General features: G+C 51.7%; 18 protein-coding genes and 1 pseudogene. 5 read left to right on the forward strand and 14 right to left on the reverse strand.

The genetic code is table 11. The features are described from left to right. The coding region (gene cysD, locus MES37_RS10055) for a sulfate adenylyltransferase subunit CysD (RefSeq protein WP_237931234.1) at nt 1-880 on the reverse strand (880 nt) is incomplete at its 3' end. A gap of 268 nt (nt 881-1,148) precedes the next feature. Between cysD and MES37_RS10060 the strand changes: the two genes are divergently transcribed. Further along, on the forward strand, nt 1,149-2,189 hold the full coding sequence (locus tag MES37_RS10060; protein ID WP_237931235.1) for an aminopeptidase: 1,041 nt from the start codon (nt 1,149-1,151) through the stop codon (nt 2,187-2,189). Nucleotides 2,190-2,259: 70 nt separating this feature from the next. Here the strand turns inward: MES37_RS10060 and cysH are convergent, their stop codons facing one another. The 3 genes from cysH to cysJ form a co-directional block, all read right to left on the reverse strand. Next, a complete protein-coding gene (gene cysH / locus MES37_RS10065; RefSeq protein WP_133523161.1) occupies nt 2,260-2,991 on the reverse strand; it encodes a phosphoadenosine phosphosulfate reductase in 732 nt (243 codons plus the stop codon). A gap of 139 nt (nt 2,992-3,130) precedes the next feature. After that, a complete protein-coding gene (gene cysI / locus MES37_RS10070) occupies nt 3,131-4,843 on the reverse strand; it encodes an assimilatory sulfite reductase (NADPH) hemoprotein subunit (protein ID WP_121815013.1) in 1,713 nt (570 codons plus the stop codon). Next, nucleotides 4,843-6,648 carry an NADPH-dependent assimilatory sulfite reductase flavoprotein subunit gene (cysJ, locus tag MES37_RS10075; RefSeq protein WP_133523160.1) on the reverse strand — a complete coding sequence of 602 codons (1,806 nt, stop codon included), beginning with the start codon at nt 6,646-6,648 and terminating at the stop codon, nt 4,843-4,845. Before cysJ ends, cysI begins: the two co-directional genes overlap by 1 nt. 309 nt (nt 6,649-6,957) lie before the next feature. Here cysJ and queD point away from each other — a divergent pair, with 309 nt between their 5' ends. Then, entirely contained in the window at nt 6,958-7,320 is a 363-nt protein-coding gene (gene queD, locus MES37_RS10080; RefSeq protein WP_202914405.1) for a 6-carboxytetrahydropterin synthase QueD, read from the forward strand. Between the two features lie 183 nt (nt 7,321-7,503). Here queD and queE read toward each other — a convergent pair whose 3' ends face one another. From queE to MES37_RS10095, 3 genes are all read right to left on the reverse strand, one after another. Beyond that, nucleotides 7,504-8,175, reverse strand: a complete 672-nt coding sequence (gene queE, locus MES37_RS10085) for a 7-carboxy-7-deazaguanine synthase QueE (protein ID WP_237931236.1) — start codon at nt 8,173-8,175, stop codon at nt 7,504-7,506. A gap of 111 nt (nt 8,176-8,286) precedes the next feature. Then, nucleotides 8,287-8,988: an N-acetylmannosamine-6-phosphate 2-epimerase gene (locus MES37_RS10090; RefSeq protein ID WP_237931237.1), complete on the reverse strand. Its 702-nt coding sequence runs from the start codon at nt 8,986-8,988 to the stop codon at nt 8,287-8,289. Then, nucleotides 8,985-10,541 (reverse strand): maltose/glucose-specific PTS transporter subunit IIC, encoded by a 1,557-nt coding sequence (locus MES37_RS10095; RefSeq protein WP_237931238.1) that lies wholly within the window; start codon nt 10,539-10,541, stop codon nt 8,985-8,987. Before MES37_RS10095 ends, MES37_RS10090 begins: the two co-directional genes overlap by 4 nt. 177 nt (nt 10,542-10,718) lie before the next feature. Between MES37_RS10095 and MES37_RS10100 the strand changes: the two genes are divergently transcribed. Together MES37_RS10100 and MES37_RS10105 are read left to right on the forward strand one after the other, a co-directional pair. Beyond that, on the forward strand, nt 10,719-11,546 hold the full coding sequence (locus MES37_RS10100) for a MurR/RpiR family transcriptional regulator (RefSeq protein WP_237931240.1): 828 nt from the start codon (nt 10,719-10,721) through the stop codon (nt 11,544-11,546). A gap of 98 nt (nt 11,547-11,644) precedes the next feature. Then, nucleotides 11,645-11,857: pseudogene (locus tag MES37_RS10105) on the forward strand (M20/M25/M40 family metallo-hydrolase); the annotation flags it as partial. A 48-nt stretch (nt 11,858-11,905) separates the two neighbouring features. On the opposite strand, the gene adhP reads toward MES37_RS10105, so the two are convergent. The 6 genes from adhP to rlmD all read right to left on the reverse strand — a co-directional run bounded on the left by adhP (nt 11,906) and on the right by rlmD (nt 20,849). Continuing rightward, nucleotides 11,906-12,922, reverse strand: coding sequence for an alcohol dehydrogenase AdhP (gene adhP / locus MES37_RS10110; protein WP_064543872.1), 1,017 nt, complete (start codon nt 12,920-12,922; stop codon nt 11,906-11,908). A 170-nt stretch (nt 12,923-13,092) separates the two neighbouring features. Next, nucleotides 13,093-14,397, reverse strand: coding sequence for a phosphopyruvate hydratase (gene eno / locus MES37_RS10115; protein WP_064543870.1), 1,305 nt, complete (start codon nt 14,395-14,397; stop codon nt 13,093-13,095). 84 nt (nt 14,398-14,481) lie between these two features. Then, a complete protein-coding gene (pyrG, locus tag MES37_RS10120) occupies nt 14,482-16,122 on the reverse strand; it encodes a glutamine hydrolyzing CTP synthase (protein ID WP_064543868.1) in 1,641 nt (546 codons plus the stop codon). 225 nt (nt 16,123-16,347) lie between these two features. After that, nucleotides 16,348-17,139: a nucleoside triphosphate pyrophosphohydrolase gene (gene mazG, locus MES37_RS10125; RefSeq protein WP_237931243.1), complete on the reverse strand. Its 792-nt coding sequence runs from the start codon at nt 17,137-17,139 to the stop codon at nt 16,348-16,350. 114 nt (nt 17,140-17,253) lie between these two features. After that, entirely contained in the window at nt 17,254-19,482 is a 2,229-nt protein-coding gene (gene relA / locus MES37_RS10130) for a GTP diphosphokinase (RefSeq protein WP_064543865.1), read from the reverse strand. A gap of 53 nt (nt 19,483-19,535) precedes the next feature. Then, a complete protein-coding gene (gene rlmD / locus MES37_RS10135; protein ID WP_237931248.1) occupies nt 19,536-20,849 on the reverse strand; it encodes a 23S rRNA (uracil(1939)-C(5))-methyltransferase RlmD in 1,314 nt (437 codons plus the stop codon). Between the two features lie 60 nt (nt 20,850-20,909). Here rlmD and barA point away from each other — a divergent pair, with 60 nt between their 5' ends. Next, complete coding sequence (barA, locus tag MES37_RS10140; RefSeq protein WP_237931249.1) at nt 20,910-23,669, forward strand: two-component sensor histidine kinase BarA; 2,760 nt, start codon at nt 20,910-20,912, stop codon at nt 23,667-23,669. 51 nt (nt 23,670-23,720) lie between these two features. Here barA and MES37_RS10145 read toward each other — a convergent pair whose 3' ends face one another. Further along, nucleotides 23,721-24,866, reverse strand: coding sequence for a glycerate kinase (locus MES37_RS10145; RefSeq protein ID WP_133523156.1), 1,146 nt, complete (start codon nt 24,864-24,866; stop codon nt 23,721-23,723). Nucleotides 24,867-24,888: the final 22 nt, after the last annotated feature.

Genomic DNA, 24,888 nt, shown 5'->3' on the forward strand with positions numbered 1-24,888 from the left:
CCATGGAGCCTGCCTGGTCGCGGTCAATTGCCCGCCCTTGACGTTCACTGGTGGTCGAAACCAGCATCTCTTCGATGATTTCCGGCAGCGTCTGCGCCTCGGATTCAACGGCACCGGTTAGCGGCCAGCAGCCCAGGGTACGGAAGCGCACCATTTTCTGCTCAATCACTTCACCTGGCTGCAAATCGATGCGGTCGTCATCCACCATCAGCAGCATGCCATCGCGCTCAAGAACCGGGCGCGGTGCTGCCAGATACAGCGGCACGATTTCGATATTTTCCAGGAAGATGTACTGCCAGATATCCAGTTCGGTCCAGTTGGAAAGCGGGAACACACGAATGCTTTCGCCTTTATTAATCTGGCCGTTGTAGTTGTGCCACAGTTCAGGGCGCTGGTTTTTTGGGTCCCAGCGATGGAAGCGGTCACGGAATGAATAGATACGTTCTTTAGCGCGTGATTTTTCTTCGTCACGACGAGCGCCACCAAAGGCGGCATCAAAACCGTATTTGCTCAGCGCCTGCTTCAGGCCCTCGGTTTTCATGATGTCAGTATGTTTGGCGCTGCCATGCACGAAGGGGTTAATGCCCATCGCCACCCCTTCCGGGTTTTTATGCACCAACAATTCAAAACCGTAATTCTTCGCGGTACGGTCACGGAAATCGTACATTTCGCGGAATTTCCAGCCGGTGTCGACATGCAGCAGCGGGAACGGAAGTGTGCCTGGATAAAAGGCTTTACGGGCCAAATGCAACATCACCGATGAGTCTTTACCGATGGAATACATCATTACCGGATTGGAAAATTCGGCGGCAACCTCACGGATGATATGGATGCTTTCTGCCTCCAGTTGCCGTAAGTGTGTGAGTCGTTTTTGGTCCATAACCTTCCCTTAACCGAGGTTTAGTACGGTGGGTCATGGCCCGCCGTTTTAAATTCATGCAGGGACTATACGGCTGAGGTTGATTTGTTATGAAATTACTAATTGGAATGACTAGTTCCACAAAAGAATAACGAGATGCAAAAGCAAATGACAAAATGTGCTTAACCCTCGAATTATCCTGGGTTTCGGAACGATAGAAATTGTGTAGTCTCCATCACAGTTTCATACTATGCAGGCAAAAAATTTTCCGGTTTAAAAGGGACTCACTATGTTTTCCGCATTGCGCCAAACGCTTACCAGCCTGGCGTTAGGAATTTGCTGTACCTTGCCTGCGTTTGCCAACGCAACCACGATGGGCAACATTGCCGACCAACAAACGCGCCACATCGCGACCGTTTTCCCAGGCCGAATGACAGGCAGCCCGGCGGAAATGATGGCCGCGGATTACCTTAATCAACAATTTAGCCAGCTTGGCTACCAAAGCGATATTCGCCGCTTCAACACCCGTTACCTTTACACCAGCAAAGACGGTCATCAGAACTGGCATAACGTCAGCGCAAGCTCGGTGATCGCCGCTCGTGAAGGTATTGAACCGCAGCAAATCATCATCATGGCGCATCTCGATACTTTTTCGCCGCTCAATGACAACGACGTGAATAACAACCTTGGCGGTTTAACGCTACAAGGCGTGGATGATAATGCTTCAGGCCTGGGCGTGATGCTGGAGCTTGCCACCCACCTGAAAGATATACCAACACGCTACGGCATCCGTTTTATCGCCACCAGCGGTGAAGAACTTGGTTCGTTGGGCGCGGAAGATATCCTGAAACGCATGAGTGCCAGCGACAAGAAAAACACCCTGCTGGTGATTAATCTCGATAGTCTGATTGTCGGCGACAAGCTCTATTTCAACAGCGGTAAATCGACGCCGACCGCCGTCACTAAAATGACACGCGACCGCGCATTAGCGTTGGCACGGCAGTTAAATATTAAGGCCACGACCAATCCTGGACTTAATGCCCATTATCCAAAAGGCACTGCCTGCTGTAACGATGCTGAAGTGTTTGATAAAGCCGGGATCCCGGTGCTTTCAGTGGAAGCCACCAACTGGTCGCTGGGTAAGAAAGATGGCTATCAGCAACGCGTAAAAAGCAAAGCGTTCCCCGATGGAACCAGTTGGCATAATGCCTTAATTGATAACCAGCAATATCTGGATAAGTGGCTACCGCAGCGCATTGAAAAACGCAGCCGTGACGTAGTGCGCGTGATGTTGCCATTGGTGAAGGAGCTGGCTAAGGCGAAGCATTAATTCTTTGTTTAACCAATAAAAAGCCCTTCTGCATAGCGCGAAGGGTTTTTTATATACAACAATCAGATAATTACTCGTGCAAACCGCACTCGCGCTTAAGCCCAAAGAAACGCGTCTCTTCTTCAGCCATGCCTTCTTCCCACTTACGCGTGGTGTGGGTATCGCCCACGGAAAGGTAGCCTTGATCCCACAACGGGTGGTATTTCAGGCCATTGGCGGTGAGGTATTGGTAAACCTGGCGGTTGTCCCAGTCGATGATCGGCAGGATTTTAAACACTTCGCGTTGAATCGCCAGCACCGGTAAATGGGCACGGCTGCCCGATTGTTCACGGCGCAAACCAGCAAACCAGGTTTGCCCGTTGAGTTCACGCAGCGCACGGTTCATCGGCTCAACTTTGTTGATATCATTGTATTTCTCAATGCCTTCAACGCCCTGTTCCCACAGTTTTCCGTAACGCGCTTCCTGCCACGCGGCACTTTCCTTCGCGCTAAAGACTTGCAGATTCAGCTTCAGCTTATCGGTGAGTTCATCAATGAACTGGTAGGTTTCCGGGAACAGATAACCGGTGTCGGTGAGGATCACCGGAATATCCGGGAACTGTTGGGTGACCAGGTGCAGAGACACCGCAGCCTGAATCCCAAAACTCGAGGAGAGTACAAACTCACCAGGCAAGTTTTCCAGCGACCAGCTGACACGCTGTTCGGCGCTGAGTTTTTCAAGCTGGCTGTTGACCTCCGCCAGCGCCATGATGCGCTCGACTTTAGGGAGTTCGTTCAGCGCTTTTAGATCGAGTACAGGCATAGATACCTCGCTAAATAGTATTCCCTCTCCCTGGGGAGAGGGTTAGGGTGAGGGCGACCCATGTCGAGTGCTGACGCACGTAGTAAGCCCAGACGCCCTCATCCCGGCCTTCTCCCCCAGGAGAAGGAGAAGAATAGTGCTAGTCCCACAAGTCCCGGGCCGGGTCCAGTACCGGGCGAATAATCCCGGCGCGGATGGTGAAATCACCGAAGCCTTCGTCAGCTTCACGCTCTTTCGCCCAGCGCCCGACCAGCTCATCAATGGAGGCCAGAATTTCCGGCTCAGTGATGTTTTCACGGTACATGCGCGGGATACGCGTGCCGATGCGGTTACCGCCAATATGCAGGTTATAGCGGCCTGGCGCTTTGCCCACCAGGCCGATTTCCGCCAGCAGCGCGCGGCCACAGCCGTTCGGGCAGCCGGTAACACGGGTGACGATGTGTTCATCTGGCACCTGGTGTTTTTCCAGCACTTCTTCAACTTTAGTCACAAACTGCGGCAGGAAGCGTTCAGCTTCGGCCATCGCCAGCGGGCAAGTCGGGAAGGAAACGCAGGCCATTGAGTTTTCACGCTGTGGTTTCACCGCGTTCATCAGGCCGCTTTCTTTGGCGATCTTCTCGATAGCTGCTTTTTCACTGGCCGGTACACCAGCGACGATCAGGTTCTGGTTTGCCGTCAGGCGGAAGTCGCCTTTGTGGATCTTCGCGATCGCCATCAGGCCGGTTTTCAGCGGACGGTCCGGGTAGTCCAGGATACGGCCATTTTCGATAAACAGCGTCAGGTGCCATTTGTCGTCGATGCCTTTTACCCAGCCAATACGATCGCCACGTCCGGTAAATTCATACGCGCGAGTCGGCTCGAATTTGATGCCTGCGCGGCGTTCAACTTCGGCTTTAAACACCTCCACGCCAACACGCTCAAGGGTGTATTTGGTCTTGGCATTTTTACGATCGGTACGGTTGCCCCAGTCGCGTTGTGTGGTGACAACGGCTTCCGCCACCGCCAGCGTGTGCTCAAGCGGAATGTAACCGAACTCGCTCGCGGTGCGGGCATAGGTTGCTTTGTTGCCGTGTTCGATGGACAAACCGCCACCCACCAGCAGGTTGAAGCCCACCAGCTTGCCGTCTTTGGCAATGGCGATGAAGTTCATGTCATTGGCATGAAGATCGACGTCATTCTGCGGCGGTACCACCACCGTGGTTTTAAACTTACGCGGCAGATACGTTTCACCGAGGATCGGCTCTTCGTCGGTGGTGGCGACTTTCTCTTGATCCCACCAGATCTCGGCATAAGCACGGGTGCGCGGCAGCAGATGTTCAGAAAGCTTTTTCGCCCATTCGTACGCTTCCTGGTGCAGTTCAGACTCCACCGGGTTTGAGGTACACAGCACGTTGCGGTTCACGTCGTTAGCGGTTGCCAGCGCATCCAGCCCAACTTCATGCAGCATTTCGTGTGCCGGTTTCACGTTCTTTTTCAGAATGCCGTGGAACTGGAAAGTCTGGCGGTTAGTCAGACGAATGCTGCCGTAAATGGTTTTGTCTTCGGCAAATTTATCAATCGCTCGCCATTGCTCGGTGGTGATAATCCCACCCGGCAGACGGCAGCGCAGCATCATCGCATGGCGCGGCTCGAGCTTTTGTTCTGCACGTTCTGCACGAATATCACGGTCATCCTGCTGATACATGCCGTGAAAGCGGATCAGCAAAAAGTTGTCGCCTCTGAAGCCACCGGTCAGCCCGTCCTGCAAATCTTCTTTGATAGTGCCGCGCAGGTAATTGCTTTCGCGTTTCAGGCGCTCGGCGTCAGACAGTTTGCCTTCGACCACTAATGGTCCTGGGTGTTTTTCGCTCATTAGTAGACATCTCGCTGATAACGGCGCTCAACGCGCAGCTCACTTAAAAATTCATCGGCCGTTTCGGTATCCATGCCACCGAACTCGGCTACCACTTCCAGTAAAACCTGCTCAACGTCTTTAGCCATGCGATTCGCATCGCCGCAGACGTAAATGTGGGCACCTTCTTTAATCCAGCTCCACAGTTCCGCGCCTTTTTCGCGCAGTTTATCTTGTACGTATATTTTGTGTTGCTGGTCGCGAGACCAGGCCAGATCGATATTCGTCAGCAGGCCATCTTTGACGTAACGCTGCCATTCAACCTGATACAGGAAATCATCGGTAAAGTGCGGGTTGCCGAAGAACAGCCAGTTTTTACCGGTTGCCCCATCACTTTCACGCTGCTGCATAAAGGCACGGAATGGTGCGATGCCGGTGCCTGGGCCAATCATAATCACCGGCGTTTCTGGGTTGGCAGGCAGGCGGAAGTTATCGTTATGTTCGATGAACACACGTACTTCGCCATCTTCTCCAAGGCGGTCAGCAAGGTAACCAGAAGCACCGCCGGTACGGGCGCGGCCTTCGATGTCATAACGCACCACGCCAACGGTAATGTGCACTTCGCTTTCCGCTTCAGCCTGCGAAGAAGCAATCGAGTACAGGCGCGGCGTCAGCGGGCGCAGTAAATCAATCAGCTGCTCAGCAGTTAATTCCGCTGGCGCGTAACGCACCATGTCGACAATCGGCGTGTTGTGAGCAAAGTGCTGCAATTTGGTTTTATCACCCACCAGATCCAGCAACGCGGCGTTGCGGGTAACCTGCGCATACTTCTCAACGATGTTGGCGGTATTGATGGTCAGCTCGAAATGCCACTCCAGCGCTTCGCTCAGTGGCAAAGTTTTGCCATCGACAGTGACGCTTTCATCGCCTTTCAGCCACAGCAGTTCGACCAGCTCTTTCACCAATGCTTGATCGTTTTGGTACCAGACGCCCAGCGCATCCCCCGGCTGGTAACGCAAACCGGAATCACCCAGGTCAATCTCAAAGTGACGCACGTCTTTTTCAGAATCGCGACCGGTAATTTTCTGGTTAACCGCAAGCGTTGCGGTCAGCGGCGCTTCTTTGCTGTACGGGCTGGTGAAGATTTCGTTGGCAACGCCCGTGGCGGTGACTGCCGCTTGCGCCGGAGTTTCTGCCGGTACGCGGGATTTCAGAACGTCGACAATTTTTGCCCGCCACTGCGCGGCGGCTGGCTGGAATTCGACATCACAATCCACACGATCCAACAGGCGCTCACCGCCGAGTTCCGCGAGTTTGTTATCAAAATCTTTACCCGACTGGCAGAAGAATTCGTAAGAGGTGTCGCCAAGGCTAAAGACTGCAAACGCAGTGCCTGGCAGTTTTGGTGCCTTTTTCGAGAACAGGAATTTGTGCAACGCCACGGCTTCTTCCGGCGGTTCGCCCTCGCCTTGCGTTGAAGTGACAACAATCAGCAGTTTTTCCTGGGCAATTTGTTTGAATTTATAGTCGCCCGCGTTAACCAGGTTAACGTTTAGTTTAGCCGCCAGTAAATCGTCGCGCAGTTGTTCGCTGACGCGGCGCGCGTTACCGGTTTGCGATGCAGAAATCAGCGTAATGACCGGAACTTCAGCCGCAGCAGGTTGAGCTGCCGCAACAGTACCAGGTTGTTGATTAATCATTCCCCAGAAATAGCCGGATAACCAGGCCAGTTGAGTCTGCGAGAAATCTGTCGTCGCCGCCTGGAGGCGTGCCAGTTGCTCCGGGGTTAGCGGTAACAGTGCGGTCGGTGGGGCCTGAATTGTCATGCGTTGTGAGTTCCAGTAGCAAAAGATCCGTTTTTAATATCGAACGAATAAACGGGAATGGTGTAAGGGTAACCATCGCGATAATAACAATTAAAGAAGGGATAGAAATAACAAATAACCAAAACGACTAACCACTTTTACGGGTAATCCATAACGTTAAAAGTGATTAGTTAACTTAATGAAAAATAAAAGATAACAGAAAGAAAAATACTATCAGGGGGAGTTGGCACCCGCCTGGCAGGTATAGTTAATGCGTGAAATAGTCATTTCCTGTACTATGCCGCGGTTATTTTGTATGAAAGAGACTTAATTATGTCCACCACCCTGTTTAAAGATTTTACCTTCGAAGCCGCTCACCACCTGCCACATGTACCAGAAGGCCACAAATGCGGTCGCTTACATGGTCATTCATTTATGGTGCGCCTGGAAATCACTGGCGAGGTTGATCCGTATACCGGCTGGATTATGGATTTTTCTGAGCTGAAGGCGGCGTTTAAACCGACTTATGACAGGCTTGATCATTACTATCTGAATGATATTCCTGGGCTTGAGAATCCAACCAGCGAAGTGTTGGCAAAATGGATTTGGGACGAAATGAAGCCGCTTGTACCGCTGCTAAGTTCAGTGATGGTGAAAGAAACCTGTACCGCCGGTTGCGTGTATAAGGGTTAAAAGAAAGGCACCGTAAAGGTGCCTTGAGACTGATGACAAACTTCTTCGTAGGTCAGATAAGCGCAGCGTCATCCGACACCACTGGCGTAAATGGTGGATGACGCTGCGCTTATCCACCCTACAAAACACATTTATCACCCTTTGTCAGCAATCTGAAGGCACCGTAGAGGTGCCTTTTTGGTTTTAAGCGATATTCAAATACTTATGCGTCTGCATTGAAAGCCGCCAGTTGCGGGCGATACAAGTTTCGATACACAGACGCGTTGCATCTTCTTTCTGGCTGATAGGCTGAAGCGCAATCACCCGTTTTTTATCGTCAACCAGGGTCGCTAACAGTTCATCCAGCGCTTCGATATCCCGCATTCGCCCCACCGGATGTTTAATTTCATCGGCACGTTCTAAAGCCTGAGACAGTACGTCGTAACCACCACGCATATTCACTTTCGGGGAAACGGTCACCCAGGTTCCGGCAGTGCAACGCACTTCATGCGTGCCGCTGGTTTCAATCTGGCAGCTATAACCGTGGTGCTCAAACAGCGAGGTTAATGGCGTGAGATCGTGAATGCATGGCTCGCCACCGGTAATCACCACATGGCGCGCGGTGTAATCCTGGCGCTGGAAAATCGCCAGCAAATCTTCAGGGCTAGCGTTGCCCCATTTGTCGCTTTCTTTGGTTTTAGCAAGGATGCTGAACAAAGAGACTTCACGATCCGCGAGTCTATCCCAGGTGTGTTTGGTATCGCACCACGCGCAGCCCACCGGGCAGCCTTGCAGGCGAATAAAAATGGCGGGCACACCAGTAAAATAGCCCTCCCCTTGCAGGGTCTGGAACATCTCGTTAATCGGATACTGCATAGTCTTCTCAAATAATGGGCGTAAAGAGTGATTATCGCAGAAGTGACGGTTGAGATCATGCGTAACGGTGTGACAGGCCCAATCAGGGGGAGACTGGGCCTGTCACTGCCATCACAACCTGGAAGTTGCGATGGCATTTACGAAGCGGCGTGTGATTTGCTGCGGGCGAGTAATCGCCCCGCCGACTACCACCGCATGAGCCCCGAGAGCCAGGCAATGCGCAGCCATTTCCGGCGTTTCCACATTCCCTTCAGCAATAACCGGCACATCGACCGCCGCCAGAACATCGCGCAAGAACTGGCAGCCATTCGTTGCCAGAATTTGCCCTTTCGTTTCAGCGGTATAACCATGTAGCGTGGTGCCAACACAATCAAAACCCAGTGCGGCGGCATCACGAGCTTCTTCAACGGTGGCAATATCCGCCATCAACAGCAGTTGCGGATAACGCTGGCGAATTGCCGCCACCAGGCCGCGCAAGTCCAGTTGGCCAGGGCGTTCATGCCCGGTACCATCCAGCGCAATCATCGCTGGGTTTGCGACCATTAACTCATCCACCTCTTTGAGAGTTGGCGTGATGTAAACACCGCTGCCCGGATAATCACGTTTGATGATAGCAATCACCGGTAAATCAACCATTTCCATGATTGTTTGAACGTCTGGCAAACTGTTGGCGCGAATCGCACAAGCACCACCTTGTGCGGCTGCCAGCGCCATTTTCGACATAATAAACGAGCTGTGTAACGGTTCATTTTCCAACGCCTGGCAGGAAACAATCAGTTTTCCCTCAATCAGCGACAACATGGACGGTTTCATATGGCGAGAATCTCCTCTACTTCATTTTTAATAATCGTGACGTGCGGGCCGTAAATCACCTGTACGCCATTGCCGCGCTGGATAACGGCACGAGCGCCGGTCTCTTTTAATAGGGCTTCATCAACCAGTGAACCATCATGTAACGTGACGCGCAGACGAGTGGCACAGCAATCAAGCTCGACAATATTCTCTTTGCCGCCCAACGCGATGATGACTTGCAACGGGCGCTCGCCTGCTGTGACCTGCACGCTTTCCGTTCCCGCATCTTCACGGCCCGGCGTTTTGAAATTGAAGCGTGTAATCACGAAACGGAAGGTGAAGTAGTACAGGAAGAACCACGGAATACCGACGAGCGGGACGTACATCCAGTGGGTTTTAGCTTCGCCCTGCAACACACCAAACAGAATGAAATCAATAAAGCCGCCAGAGAATGTCTGGCCGATGGTGATGTGCAGCATGTGCGCCAGCATAAATGCCAGGCCATCGAACAACGCGTGGATCACGTACAACACCGGGGCGATAAACAGGAAAGAGAACTCGATAGGTTCGGTAATACCGGTTAAGAAAGAGGTCAACGCCGCAGAAAGTAACAGCCCCGCCACACGCTTGCGATTCTCAGGTTTCGCAGTGTGATACATCGCCAGGCACGCCCCCACCAGACCAAACATCATGGTGATAAAGCGGCCAGACATGAAACGTGAAGTGCCGATGTAGAACTGCTGGGTGTTCGGGTCAGCCAACTGGGCAAAGAAGATGCGCTGTGTGCCTTCAACCAGTTGACCGTTAACCATCTCGGTACCGCCAAGCGCCGTCGTCCAGAATGGCAGGTAGAAGATATGGTGCAGACCGAATGGGCCGAGCATACGCAGCACGAAGCCGTAGATAAATGTCCCGAGGTAACCGGTGGCATCCACCAGGCCGCCCATGCCAAAAATGAGTTTCTGGAAATGCGGCCAGATGACGGTCATCGCCGCGCCAACCAGGATAGCGACCAGCGAGCTGATTATCGGCACAAAACGTGAACCACCGAAGAAACCAAGGAATTGCGGTAGCGCGATTTTGTTATAGCGGTTATGCAGCAGTGAAGTGACGATACCGATGACCACGCCACCAAAAACGCCGGTTTCCAGCGTCTGGATACCTAATGCCATCCCCTGCCCGACCGCACCTGGATTGGTTGCCGCCAGTGTGCCGCTCAGTGTCAGCAACGCATTGATGGTAGAGTTCATTACCAGATAAGCCAGTAATGCCGCCAGACCCGCTGTGCCTTTATCCCCTTTTGCCAGCCCTACAGACACGCCGACGGCAAATAACACCGCCAGGTTAGCAAACACGATTGAACCCGCACTCGCCATGATGGTGAAAATACCCTGCAACCAGGCGACATCCAGGAAGGGATAGGCCGCAACAGTATTGGGATTAGACAGCGCACCGCCAATCCCCAGCAACAGCCCGGCTGCCGGTAAAACGGCGATAGGTAACATGAACGACTTGCCAAAACGCTGGGCCTTTTCAAACCAGCCCCCTGAAGAGGTACCGCTAAAGATTGACATAAATTTTCTTCCTGCCAAATTATTGTGATGAAAATTATTACCACAATAAGACGTAGAGAGTGAAAATTTTCACCATCAATACGATCCACATCACAGTTAACCGAATCTGCTGGCACTGCGGGGCCGCTTTCCTCCACACTATGTCCAGTAATTAAGTAAGGCCGTGGGATGGGTCCGATGACAGAAAACGAAAATTTATTGCTGCACTTGCGTCAGGGTCTGCCAGGTTACAGCCCAACGTTACAAAAACTAGGCGAGTTCGTTCTTGGCGAGCCGCAGAAGGTGCTGTATCTGACCATCACCGAGCTGGCGCGTGAAAGTGAAACCAGCGAGGCCAGCGTCACTCGCCTGTGCCGCCATTTAGGCTGCAAGGGATATACCGAATTTAAGATGGCGCTGGCGCTGGATGTTCAGCAGCAGCAGCCTCCCGCTCCCGTGAGCGAAGACAGTATTGATGAGTTAATCGAAGAGTCTGTGCAGGCGCTGAGAGATACCGGGAAACTGCTCAATCGCGAGGTGCTGCAACAGGCGGGCATTGCCCTGCATCGTGCCACTTCGGTGCAAATTTATGGCGTTGCAGCCAGCGCAATTATGGGGGATTACCTGCATTACAAATTGCTGCGCTTAGGCAAACCTGCACAGTTGTTTAGCGATATGCACCGCGCAGCGATGAATGCAGCAACGCTTAACGAGCGTGATCTGGTAGTGGTGATTTCGAGTTCCGGTTCCACCAAAGATTTAATGCATGTGGTGAAACTCGCCAAAAAGCGCCATGCCTGTGTGCTGCTGATTAGTAACACTTTGCGCAGCCCTCTCGCCGATCTTGCCGATCTGTTGCTGGTTGCCGCTAAACCAGAAGGCCCATTAAGCGCCGGTGCGTTAAACGCCAAAGTGGGAGCCATGTTGTTGGTGGAGGTACTGGTGGGAGAGCTGATTACTCACGATAACCAATACGCCGCCACGAGCCAGCAAACCGCCAGCGCCACGCTGCCATTGCTTATCTGATATCGGGTAATAAGCGCAGTGCCATCCGACAAACTGACGCAAATGGTGGATGGCGCTATCGCTTATCCACCCTACAAAACCGGTTTAGTGACCCACGGGTTGAGCAGGCCGGTGTCGCAGAAGGTATCGACGTGAAGTGGAAGTCCGTCGGTGGTGGCTCTGATGTTAACCATACGGCAGAGTTGGGTATCCCTTCTCTGGACGGTTTCGGGCCAATAGGTGCCGGTTTCCACAGTACGTCAGAGTATCTGGAACTGGATAGCATTGAGCCAAGAATCCGCCTGCTTAAGCGGGTGATTCAGTCGCTTTAAAAAACCAATGGCCGGGGTTTCCCGGCCACTTTTAGCTAATCACATAGCTTACTTTTTGGTTTTAAAATCAATCACCATGCGGCCTTTGATTTTACCGTCTTCCATTTCTTTGAAGATAGCATTGATATCTTCAAGTGGACGCATGGTCACTTTAGGAACCACTTTTCCTTCGGCAGCAAACTGGAAGGCTTCAGCTAAATCATGGCGCGTTCCAACCAAAGAACCGACGACTTCGATACCATCAAGTACCAGACGTGGAATGTTCAGGCTCATGGATTCTGATGGTAACCCTACCGCAACGATACGCGCACCCGCACGAACAGCGTCTACCGCAGAGTTGAATGCCGCTTTCGCCACCGCAGTCACTACCGCAGCATGGGCACCGCCTACTTTTTCCTGGATGACTTTTGCCGCATCTTCATTGCGTGAGTTGATGACCAAATCCGCGCCACACTCTTTGGCGAATTCGAGCTGTGCATCATTGACGTCGATGGCAATGACTTTGGCATTAAAGACGTTTTTAGCGTATTGCAGCGCGAGGTTGCCAAGGCCGCCAAGGCCATAAATCGCAATCCACTGCCCCGGTTTGATATGCGAGACTTTCACCGCTTTGTAAGTGGTGACACCAGCACAAGTCACGCTGCTGGCCGCCGCAGATTCAAGTCCATCAGGGACTTTTACCGCGTAATCGGCAACGACAATGCACTCTTCAGCCATGCCACCATCGGCGGTATAACCCGCGTTGGTGACGCTGCGACACAGAGTTTCATTGCCAGTATTACAGTATTCACAGTTGCCGCAGCCGCGGAAGAACCAGGCAACGCTTGCGCGGTCGCCCACTTTCAGGGAAGTCACCCCTGGGCCAACTGTTTTCACTACGCCAATACCTTCATGCCCCAGCGTAATGCCTGTTACATCACCAAAATCTCCATTTTTCACATGTAAATCGGTATGGCATACGCCACAGCATTCCATTGTCAGCAATGCTTCGCCGTGTTTAAGGGCTCGAACAGGTTTGTCGATGATCCCTACAGAGTGATCTTTATTAACAACTGCTGCTTTCATGTCGGTCTCCTGACCTGTGAGTGAAAAGTCCCCGTAAGCCTGGTCGACAGGTGGGGGATCTGCAAACTCTACTAGTGAGATCGGCTATATGTTGTTCAGGAGCCAGCAAAAATAGAAATAAAAAAACCCGCCGAAGCGGGTTTTTTGTAAGAATTTAAAGCAGTAACGAATTACTGACCTTTAACTTCTTTCAGACCGTTGAACGGAGCTGGTGTGCCCGCAGCAGCCAGAGCTTCTTCAATACGAATCAGCTGGTTGTACTTAGCAACACGGTCAGAACGGCTCATAGAACCAGTTTTGATCTGGCCTGCAGCAGTACCAACAGCCAGGTCAGCGATGGTAGCGTCTTCAGTTTCGCCTGAACGGTGAGAGATAACTGCAGTGTAGCCAGCATCTTTCGCCATTTTGATCGCAGCCAGAGTTTCGGTCAGAGAACCGATCTGGTTGAATTTGATCAGAATGGAGTTAGCGATACCGTTGTCGATACCTCTTTTCAGGATTTTGGTGTTAGTTACGAACAGATCGTCACCAACCAACTGGATTTTGTCGCCCAGAACTTTAGTCTGGTGTGCGAAACCATCCCAATCAGACTCGTCCAGACCGTCTTCGATAGAAACGATTGGGTACTGTTTGGTCAGATCTTCCAGGAATGCAGTGAATTCTTCAGAGGTGAAAGCTTTGTTGCCTTCGCCAGCCAGAACGTATTTACCGTCTTTGTAGAATTCAGAAGCAGCACAGTCCATAGCCAGAGTAATGTCTTTACCCAGCTCGTAACCTGCAGCTTTAACCGCTTCAGCGATTACAGCCAATGCTTCAGCGTTGGAACCCAGGTTTGGCGCATAGCCACCTTCGTCACCAACAGCAGTACCCATGCCTTTAGATTTCAGAACTTTAGCCAGGGTATGGAAAACTTCAGAACCCATACGGATGGCTTCTTTCAGGTTTTTCGCACCAACTGGTTGAATCATGAACTCTTGGATATCAACGTTGTTATCAGCGTGCTCGCCGCCGTTGATGATGTTCATCATAGGCAGTGGCATAGAGAATTTGCCTGGAGTGCCGTTCAGTTCAGCGATGTGTGCATACAGCGGCAGGCCTTTAGAGGCAGCAGCAGCTTTAGCAGCAGCAAGAGAAACAGCCAGGATTGCGTTAGCACCGAAGTTAGATTTGTTTTCGGTACCGTCCAGGTCGATCATGATTTTATCGATGTTAGCCTGGTCTTTCGCATCTTTACCAGTTACAGCCGCAGCGATCGGGCCATTAACTGCAGCAACGGCTTTCAGAACGCCTTTGCCCAGGAAGCGAGATTTGTCGCCATCGCGCAGTTCCAGCGCTTCGCGGGAACCAGTTGAAGCACCTGATGGTGCAGCAGCCATACCTACGAAACCGCCTTCCAGATGAACTTCAGCTTCAACAGTCGGGTTACCACGGGAGTCGATGATTTCACGACCGATGACTTTAACGATTTTGGACATTAGATTTTCCTCAGTACAAGTTAAACTAAAACTCCAGACAAACAACGCGCGAAACATTCGCGCGTTGTCGTTCTAACTTTCTGCTTACTTTTCCTGGCGCTTCTGGTACTCACCTGCAGCTTTCACAAAGCCTGCAAACAGTGGGTGGCCATCACGCGGAGTCGAAGTAAATTCCGGGTGGAACTGGCAAGCAACAAACCACGGATGATTTGGTACTTCGATGATTTCTACCAGTTGGTCATCACCGGAACGGCCCGCAACGCGCAGACCTGCTGTTTCAATTTGTTTCAACAACATGTTGTTGACTTCATAACGATGGCGATGACGCTCAGTAATTGTCGGTTCACCGTACATCTGGCGCACCAGACTACCATCGGTCAACTGACACTGCTGGCCACCAAGACGCATGGTGCCGCCCAAGTCGCTCTTTTCAGTACGAACTTCAACGTTACCTTCTTCGTCTCGCCACTCGGTGATTAAGGCAACCACCGGGTATTTACAGTCTGGCACAAATTCAGTTGAGTTGGCGTTAGCCATACCTGCAACGTTTCGTGCGAACTCGATCAGCGCCACTTGCATACCTAAGCAAATACCCAGATACGGAATGTTCTGTTCACGAGCATAGCGCGCGGTGGCGATTTTGCCTTCCACACCACGGTAACCGAAACCGCCAGGAATAAGGATAGCATCCAATCCCTTCAGCATTTCTTCAGCACCGCGAGTTTCAACATCCTGCGAGTCAATCAGCTTGATGTTAACGGTCAGACGATTTTTCAAACCACCGTGTTTCAGCGCTTCAATCACAGATTTGTAGGCATCTGGCAGTTCAATGTACTTGCCGACCATACCAATCGTAACTTCGCTTGTCGGATTCGCTTCTTCGTAAATAACTTGTTCCCATTCGGACAAGTTAGCTTCAGGAACGTTCAAGCTGAATCGTTTACAAATATAATCGTCCAGCCCCTGTGATTTCAACAGGCCTGGAATTTTATAGATAGAATCGACATCTTTCAGAGAAATAACCGCTTTCTCCGGGACGTTACAGAACAATGCAATTTTCGCACGTTCATTTGCCGGAACCACGCGGTCAGAGCGGCAGATCAGCACATCTGGCTGAATACCGATGGAAAGCAGTTCTTTTACGGAGTGTTGAGTCGGTTTAGTTTTCACTTCACCGGCAGCGGCCATGTATGGCACCAGAGTCAGGTGCATATACAGCGTGTGCTCACGACCCACTTCGACAGCCATCTGGCGAATCGCTTCGAGGAACGGCAGGGATTCGATATCACCTACAGTACCGCCGATTTCAACCAGAACAACATCGTAGCCTTCGCCACCTTCAAGGATGCGTTCTTTGATAGCGTTCGTGATGTGTGGAATAACCTGGACAGTCGCGCCCAGATAGTCGCCACGGCGTTCTTTACGCAGAACATCTGAGTAAATACGGCCAGTGGTGAAGTTGTTACGACGCGTCATTTTGTTGCGAATGAAACGCTCGTAGTGACCTAAATCCAGGTCGGTTTCAGCGCCGTCTTCTGTAACGAACACTTCCCCATGTTGAATAGGGCTCATGGTACCCGGATCGACGTTGATGTACGGATCGAGTTTCATGATGGATACGTTGAGGCCACGGGCTTCGAGAATAGCTGCGAGGGAGGCTGCGGCAATGCCTTTACCCAGAGAGGAAACGACCCCGCCGGTCACAAAAATATAGTTCGTTGTCATGCTGAACCTGAGAAGTTAGGTTTAAAGACGATGGGAGTACCAGGACGGGAAAGTAGTATACCCGAACAGTATCGGCGCCACAAACTTTCATTCTGTCTGCAAAGCCCTGACCTCGCACTTTGTCAGGGCACTGAAAATAGCCCGTCTGGAATAAATGTTTTTGACGTAAATCAATCGCTTGTTAAATTGAAATTGCCATTAAATGTGTTTGACCACAAAAACGCGTTAAATTTCAGTTTCCTGGCGTTTAACTTCTTGCCAGACTTCTTCCATGATTTCCAGGTCAACACCGGTCATTGTCAGGCCCCTGGCGGCGATAATCTGTTCCACCTGGCGGAAACGGCGCTCGAATTTCAGATTAGCTTTTTGCAAAGCAGTCTCCGCTTTGGTGCCTAAATGACGCGCAAGATTAACGGTCGCGAACAATAAATCACCGACTTCTTCTTCCAGTTTCGCTTCGTCAACGACAACCTGTTTTGCCTCAAACATCACTTCGTCGATCTCTTCATAGACTTTGTCTAACACAGGGCCAAGAGTGGTCCAGTCGAAGCCAACGGTTGAGCATCGCTTTTGGATTTTGTGCGCACGCATCAAAGCAGGTAAGGAATGAGGAATATCATCGAGCGCAGAATGTTGCGCCTTTTCAGCACGCTCATCGCTTTTGATTTGTTCCCAGCGAGCCAGCACTTCGGTGCTGTTTTCAGCAATAGCATCAGCAAAGATATGTGGGTGGCGACTTTCAAGTTTGTCACTGATGGCTTCGCAGATGTCATCGAAATTAAAGCGCCCTTCTTCCTGAGCCATTTGCGCGTAAAACACCACCTGGAACAGTAAATCGCCCAGTTCACCGCGTAAATCATCAAAATCTTCGCGGTTGATGGCGTCGAGCACTTCGTAGGTTTCTTCCAGGGTATAGGGTGCGATAGTGGCGAAGGTTTGTTCTTTATCCCACGGACAACCCGTTTCCGGATCGCGCAGGCGCTTCATGATATTCAGCAGGCGGGTAATTTGAGTCATTAGGAATCCTTACAAATAAAAACAACCCTCACCCTGGCCCTCTCCCTGATAGAGAGGGAACGATCTTTTCTCCCTCGCCTCAAAGGGGCGAGGGTCGGGGTGAGGGGCAATAAATCAGCCGTGCAAACGCTTCGCGTCGATGATATCCGGCACCTGGTTCAATTTACCCAGTACACGGCCTAATACCTGCAGGTTGTAGATTTCGATATTCATGTCGATGGTCGCCAGTTGCTGTTTGGTATCGCTACGGCTTGCAACACCCAAAACGTTGACCTTTTCGTTCGCCAGAATGGTGGTGATGTCTCGCAACAGGCCGCTACGGTCATTAGCCGTCACACGCACCACCAGCGAATAACCACTGGAATAGCTTTCCCCCCAAACCGCATCAACAATACGTTCTGGCGCATGGGATTGCAGTTCCGCCAACTGGTCGCAGTCTGCACGGTGAATAGAGATCCCACGCCCCTGTGTAATGAAGCCGACGATTTCGTCGCCAGGAATCGGCTGGCAGCAACGTGCAATGTGGTGCATCAGATTGCCAACCCCTTCCACCACCACACGGCCATTATCTTTGCTGCGCGATTGTGGCGTGTGGGTCTTTTGCTTCAGTTGACGAAGAGCTTGCTCATCCTGTTCAGCTGCAGTCGGCTTATTAAACTGCGATTGCAGGTAGTTACTCATCTGGTTAAGACGAATATCACCGCCGCCAATCGCCGCTAGCAACTCTTCAACTTCATTGAAGTTATAACGTGGCAGCAACGATTTTTCGGCTTCTTTCAGGCTGATACCCAGATGCTCAATTTCATCATCAAGGATTTGGCGCCCGGCCAGTATGTTTTTGTCACGGTCCTGTTTACGGAACCAGTTGTGGATTTTCGCGCGGCCCCGGCTGGTAGTAATGTAACCGAGGTTTGGGTTCAGCCAGTCACGGCTTGGGTTCGGCTGTTTCTGAGTGATAACTTCAATCTGATCGCCCATTTGCAGCTGATAGGTAAACGGCACAATGCGGCCACCTATTTTCGCGCCGATACAACGGTGCCCAACATCACTGTGAATGTGGTAGGCAAAGTCCAGTGGCGTGGAACCGGCAGGCAAGTCCACTACGTCACCTTTCGGGGTAAACACATACACGCGGTCATCAAACACCTGACTGCGCACTTCATCCAGCAACTCGCCGGAGTCGGCCATTTCTTCTTGCCAGGCAATCAGTTTACGCAGCCACGCAATGCGGTCTTCGTGGCCCGAACTGCCGCTTTTGGCATTACCCTCTTTGTACTTCCAGTGGGCAGCAACCCCCAGTTCCGAGTCTTCATGCATCTGCTTGGTTCGGATCTGGATTTCAATAGTTTTGCCATTTGGCCCCAACACCACGGTGTGAATCGACTGATAACCGTTGGGTTTCGGGTTGGCGACGTAATCGTCAAACTCGTCGGGCATATGGCGATAATGGGTGTGCACGATGCCGAGTGCCGCGTAGCAATCCTGTAAACGCTCCGCCACCACGCGCACCGCACGCACATCAAACAGCTCGTCAAAGGCGAGGGATTTTTTCTGCATCTTGCGCCAGATGCTGTAGATGTGTTTCGGGCGGCCATACACTTCAGCCTTCACGCCCTCTTCTTTCATCGATTTACGCAACGCACTGACAAACTCGTCGATGTAATGCTCACGGTCGATACGACGCTCGTGCAGCAATTTCGCGATACGTTTGTATTCATCGGGATGCAAATAGCGGAAGCAGTAGTCTTCCAGCTCCCATTTGAGCTGGCCAATGCCCAGGCGGTTGGCAAGCGGCGCATAGATATTGGTGCACTCTTTTGCCGCCAGAACGCGTTCGTCTTCCGGCGCATCTTTCACTTCACGCAGGTGAGCGATGCGTTCTGCGAGTTTAATCACCACGCAGCGGAAATCGTCCACCATCGCCAGCAACATGCGACGCACGTTATCAACCTGTTCAGCAGAGACTGAATCGGTATGTGCGGCTTTTAGCTGGCGGATGGCGGCCATGTCGCGCACGCCGTGAATCAGCGTGACGACCTGGCTATCGATGCTTTCGCGCATCACCTCTTCGGTGACCACGCCCGCGTCGGCAAGAGGGAACAGCAAGGCGGCTCGCAGCGTATCGTTGTCCATGCTCAGCATCGACAGGATTTCGACCATTTCAACGCCGCGCCACAACAGCAACTCCGCGTCAGGATGGCCTTTAGTTTGTTGCTCGCAATACCGCCAGGTTTCGGCTAAGCGTTCACATGACTGCTGGTTGGTGATCCCGAGACTAGCAATCCATCTATCGGGCGCAAATTCGCCAGCTTTATTGAGATGTGCACTTCTTACCGCAACCATTGTCCGTCCTCTTCGGTGGGGCTTGAATCATTCACACGACTTGATCCAAATACTTAATTTCGCTCAAACAGCGCCATCGACTCCAGATGCCCGGTATGCGGGAACATGTCCAGCATTGCCAATTGGCGCAGTTGATAACCCGCTGCCAGCAATGCCTTGCTATCACGGGCAAGTGTTGTCGGATTACATGAAACATAGACCACTCGCTTAGGAGCAAGTGCGATCACGTGTTGCATGACGCCTGGTGCACCCGCTCGTGCGGGGTCGAGCAATATTTTGTCAAAACCCTGGGCAGCCCAGGGTTGACGAGTCACATCATCTTCCAGGTTTTCATGGAAGAATGTGACATTTTTCAGCGAATTATATCGAGCATTATATTCGCCTTTCGCCACTAGCGCAGCAACGCCTTCCACTCCAACGACACTTTCAGCGCGGGTTGCGAGCGGGAGCGTAAAGTTTCCCATTCCGCAGAACAGGTCCAGCACGCGGTCAGTTGGCTGAATATCCAGCCATTCAATAGCACGCGCAACCATTTGCTGGTTCACACCATCGTTCACCTGAATGAAATCGCGCGGACTGAACGTTAAGCGTAGCCCGTCTGAATGATAACAAGGCTCGTCCTCACCCAGCGCCGTGAGTGTCTCACTGTCCGGCGCTAAAAACAGCGCGACGCCAGTAGAATGCGAAAAGCATTCCAGTTTTTGCCTGTCGTCGTCATTTAGTGCATCTAAATGACGCAACACCATCAGCGGGCCATTATCTGCAAGTACCAGTTCAACATGGCCTAAACGACGCACCGCTTTTAATGTTGATAAACATTGGTGCAAAGGTTCCAGCAATGCCTCAAGTTGGGGTTCCAAAACAGGGCAATGGTGAATATTCACCAGTTCACTGTCTTGCGACTTGCGAAATCCCATCTGTAAGGTTTGTGTTTTAGGCAGGTAATTCAACCCCAAGCGCGCACGGCGACGATAACCCCATGGCGAACCAGAAATTATTTCGTTGACCACCGCAGGGGTTTCACGCGTCCCCATCATGCGGGCAAGCGCACGGGATTTTGCTTGCTGCTGTAATTCGATGCTGGCATGTTGCTGCTGGCACCCTCCGCAAATGCCAAAGTGCGGACAACGCGGCGCAACACGTTGCGGGCTATCATTTAAACGTCGCTTAACTTTAGCCTGTGCAAAGTTACGTTTGTCATCAGTAACCGTGACTTCGACCTGTTCGCCAGGCAGTGCACCCTGGATAAAAAGCGCTTTACCGTTATGGCGGGCAACGCCCTGACCAAACGGATCAAGGTCGTTAACCGTCACGCTTATGATTTGACGAGTCGTAACCCGTCGCTTTGCAGAGTAGAATTGCGCCATGAGCCTGTATGCTCTCTCAAAATATTAACTATTGCTTCAATTGTCCCATATCGGAACCCCATGACCAACTACAGCCTGCGCGCACGCATGATGATCCTGATTCTGGCACCGACATTAATGATCGGTTTATTGCTCAGTATCTTTTTTGTCGTCCATCGCTACAACGACTTGCAGCGTCAGCTCGAAGACTCGGGTGCCAACATTATCGAGCCGCTGGCAGTTGCCAGCGAATATGGCATGAGTTTCCATAGCCGCGAATCGATACGCCAGTTGGTCAGTGTGTTGCACCGCCGCCACTCCGATATTGTGCGGGCAATTTCAGTATTCGATGAAAACAACAAGCTGTTTGTCACCTCGAATTATCAGTTAAATGCTTCGGTACTGAAGCTACCAAACCATGAAAAACCGCCGCACAGCCTGAGCATTTCACGTCACGGTGATTCAATAATTCTGCGCACACCCATTATTTCTGAAAGTTATTCACCAGACGAATCTGAAGTGACCGACGCTAAGCCTGCGGGCAATTCGCTCGGCTATGTCGCGATTGAGCTCGACCTGAAATCGGTGCGTTTGCAGCAATACCGGGAAATTTTTATCTCGACGTTGATGATGTTGTTCTGCGTTGGCATTGCCATGCTGTTCGCTTATCGCCTGATGCGCGATGTCACAGGGCCAATCCGTAACATGGTGAATACCGTCGACCGGATACGCCGCGGTCAACTCGATAGCCGCGTCGAAGGTTTCATGCTCGGCGAATTGGATATGCTGAAAAACGGTATCAATTCGATGGCGATGTCGTTGACCGCCTATCACGAAGAGATGCAGCACAATATTGACCAGGCCACTTCTGACCTGCGCGAAACACTTGAGCAGATGGAAATCCAGAACGTTGAACTGGATCTCGCCAAGAAACGCGCGCAGGAAGCTGCACGTATTAAGTCTGAATTCCTCGCCAATATGTCGCACGAACTGCGCACGCCGCTCAATGGGGTGATTGGCTTTACTCGTTTGACGCTGAAAACAGATTTGAATGCCACCCAGCGCGACCATCTGTATACCATCGAACGTTCAGCCAATAACCTGCTCACCATCATCAATGACGTGCTGGACTTCTCCAAACTGGAAGCGGGTAAACTGATTCTGGAAAGCATTCCATTCCCGCTGCGTAATACGCTCGATGAAGTCGTGACATTGCTGGCGCATTCAGCCCATGACAAAGGTCTGGAGCTGACGCTGAACATTAAAAACGATGTGCCGGATAACGTGATTGGCGACCCACTGCGCTTGCAGCAAGTAGTGACCAACCTGGTGGGAAATGCGATTAAGTTTACCGAGAGCGGCAATATTGATTTGGTGGTCGAGAAGCGCTCGCAAGGAAACAATAAAGTCCAGGTTGAGATGCGCATTCATGATACTGGTATTGGTATTCCTGAACAGGAGCAGTCGCGTCTGTTCCAGGCGTTTCGTCAGGCTGATGCCAGTATTTCACGGCGTCATGGTGGCACCGGGCTGGGGCTGGTTATCACTCAGAAATTGGTCAGTGAAATGGGCGGGGATATCTCGTTCCATAGCCAGCCAAATCAAGGTTCTACTTTCTGGTTTTATATCAATCTGGACCTGAACTCTAACGCGGTGCTGGACGGTTATTCGACCGAGAATCTGGCGGGCAAACGCATCGCTTATATCGAACAAAATGCTTCTGCGGCACAAAGCACGCTCAACATTTTAGCCAATACGCCGCTTGAGGTGGTGTATAGCCCAACGTTTACCGCCCTCGCCGAAGCGCACTACGACATTATGCTGCTCGGTATGCCGGTCACCTTCCGTGACACGCTATCCATTAAAAATCCAAAACTGGCGAAAGCCGTCACCATGACAGACTGCCTGATTCTGGCTCTGCCAAGCCATTGCCAGATTGATGCTGAATCGCTTAAAAAAGAAGGCGTTGCTGCTTGCTTACTGAAACCGGTCACCGCACCGCGTCTGCTGCCGCTGTTGGCTGAGCACATCTTCAATGCGCACCCGGCACTGGCTGATAACATTGAGAACAAAAAATTACCGCTGACGGTTATGGCCGTTGATGACAACCCAGCCAACCTAAAACTGATCGGCGCATTGCTCGATGATCATGTGCAAAACGTTGAGCTGTGTGGCAGCGGTTTACAAGCCATTGAGCGGGCAAAACAGATGCAGATAGACATCATTCTGATGGATATTCAGATGCCTGAGATGGATGGTATTCGCGCCTGCGAAGTCATTCGTCAATTGCCACACCACCAGCAAACGCCGGTTATCGCGGTAACGGCACACGCCATGGCAGGGCAAAAAGAGAAGCTGCTAAGCGCGGGTATGAACGACTATCTTGCCAAGCCAATCGAAGAGAAAAAGTTGTATAGCCTGCTGTTACGTTATCAGCCGGGGGCGATTGCCGCACCTGTGCTGGTGGCGAATGTCGATTCTGCTGCGCAAACTAGTAGCCCAAACCAGACTCTTGATTGGCGACTTGCATTGCAACAAGCCGCCAACAAGCCAGATCTGGCGCGCGATCTCCTCCAGATGCTGCTGGCATTCTTACCTGAAGTCCGCAATACCGTTGAAGAACAACTGGTCGGGGAAAACCCGCAGGAGTTGGTTGATATCATTCATAAACTTCACGGAAGTTGTAGCTACAGCGGTGTGCCACGGTTGAAAAACCTCTGCCTGACGCTGGAACATGAACTGCGCAGTGGCGTGAAGCCAGAAGATCTGGAGCCTGAACTCTTTGAGCTACTCGATGAGATGAATAATGTCTCGAAAGAAGCCCAACGGATGTTCGGTTAGGCGCCGTGTGGGTGATTAATGTCGAATATCGCTAATCCGACCAGGGCGGATTCAGAAGGTTTTGTGTTTACCTATCGCAATGGTTGCCGCGATATTTCGTGCAGCCATTCGCAGATTATCTCCGGCTTCGTTCAATGCTTCATCCAGCGTACAAATGCGATACAACACGCTGAAAACTGCATCCAGGCCATGGCCGTACACCACGGCTACATCTGGCGTTAAACTTCCGGCAATCCCAATAACCGGGATATTATAGCGCTTCGCTACTTTTGCCACGCCGATCGGCACTTTGCCATGAATTGACTGGCTATCAATACGGCCTTCTCCGGTAATCACCAGATCTGCATCACGCACCAGTTCATCTAGTTTCAACGCTCTAGTGACTATCTCAATACCTTGTTGCAATTGCGCACCGCAGAAAGCAAAAAGTGCCGCGCCCATACCTCCCGCCGCACCGCCGCCGGAAAGCGTCATGACGTCAATATCGAGATCACGGGAAATGATTTTTGCGTAGTGCTCCAGCGCCTGGTCGAGCTTAGTGACCATTTCAGGAGTGGCGCCTTTTTGTGGGCCAAATACCGCCGACGCCCCTTCCTTGCCGGTCAACAGGTTAGTGACATCACACGCAACTTCGATACGACACGCTTTCAGCCGTTTATCCAGCCCGGAAATATCAATAGAAGCCAGGCGCGCAACTTCCCGGCCTCCCAGTCCCAATGGCTCGCCGTCGCTGTCGAGCAAACGCGCGCCCAGCGCCTGTACCATGCCGATACCACCGTCGTTGGTAGCGCTGCCGCCAATCCCAATCAGGATACTTTGCACGCCGCTGTCGAGCGCATAACGAATCAACTCACCCGTTCCCCACGACGTGGTATTCATCGGGTTACGCAGTTCAGGTGCAACTTGCTCCAGACCACTCGCCGCTGCCATTTCGATAAAGGCTTGCTGCCGGTCGCCTGAAATTCCATAAAAAGAGTGGATAGGGTCACCCAGTGGCCCAGTGACATCCACTTCAATGATGTCACCGTTTGTTGCGGCCACCATCGCCTCAACAGTCCCTTCCCCCCCATCAGCGATGGGTAACTTCACATAGCAGGCTTCAGGGAAGATTTCCCGAAACCCTGCTTCAATCTGTGTCGCTACTTCCAGAGCACTGAGGCTCTCCTTGTATGAATCTGGTGCGATTACAATTTTCATGTGCCTTCCGTCGGATGTCGCT

The sequence above is a fragment of the Buttiauxella sp. S19-1 genome (genome assembly GCF_022134725.1).
Taxonomy (GTDB): Bacteria; Pseudomonadota; Gammaproteobacteria; order Enterobacterales; family Enterobacteriaceae; genus Buttiauxella; species Buttiauxella ferragutiae.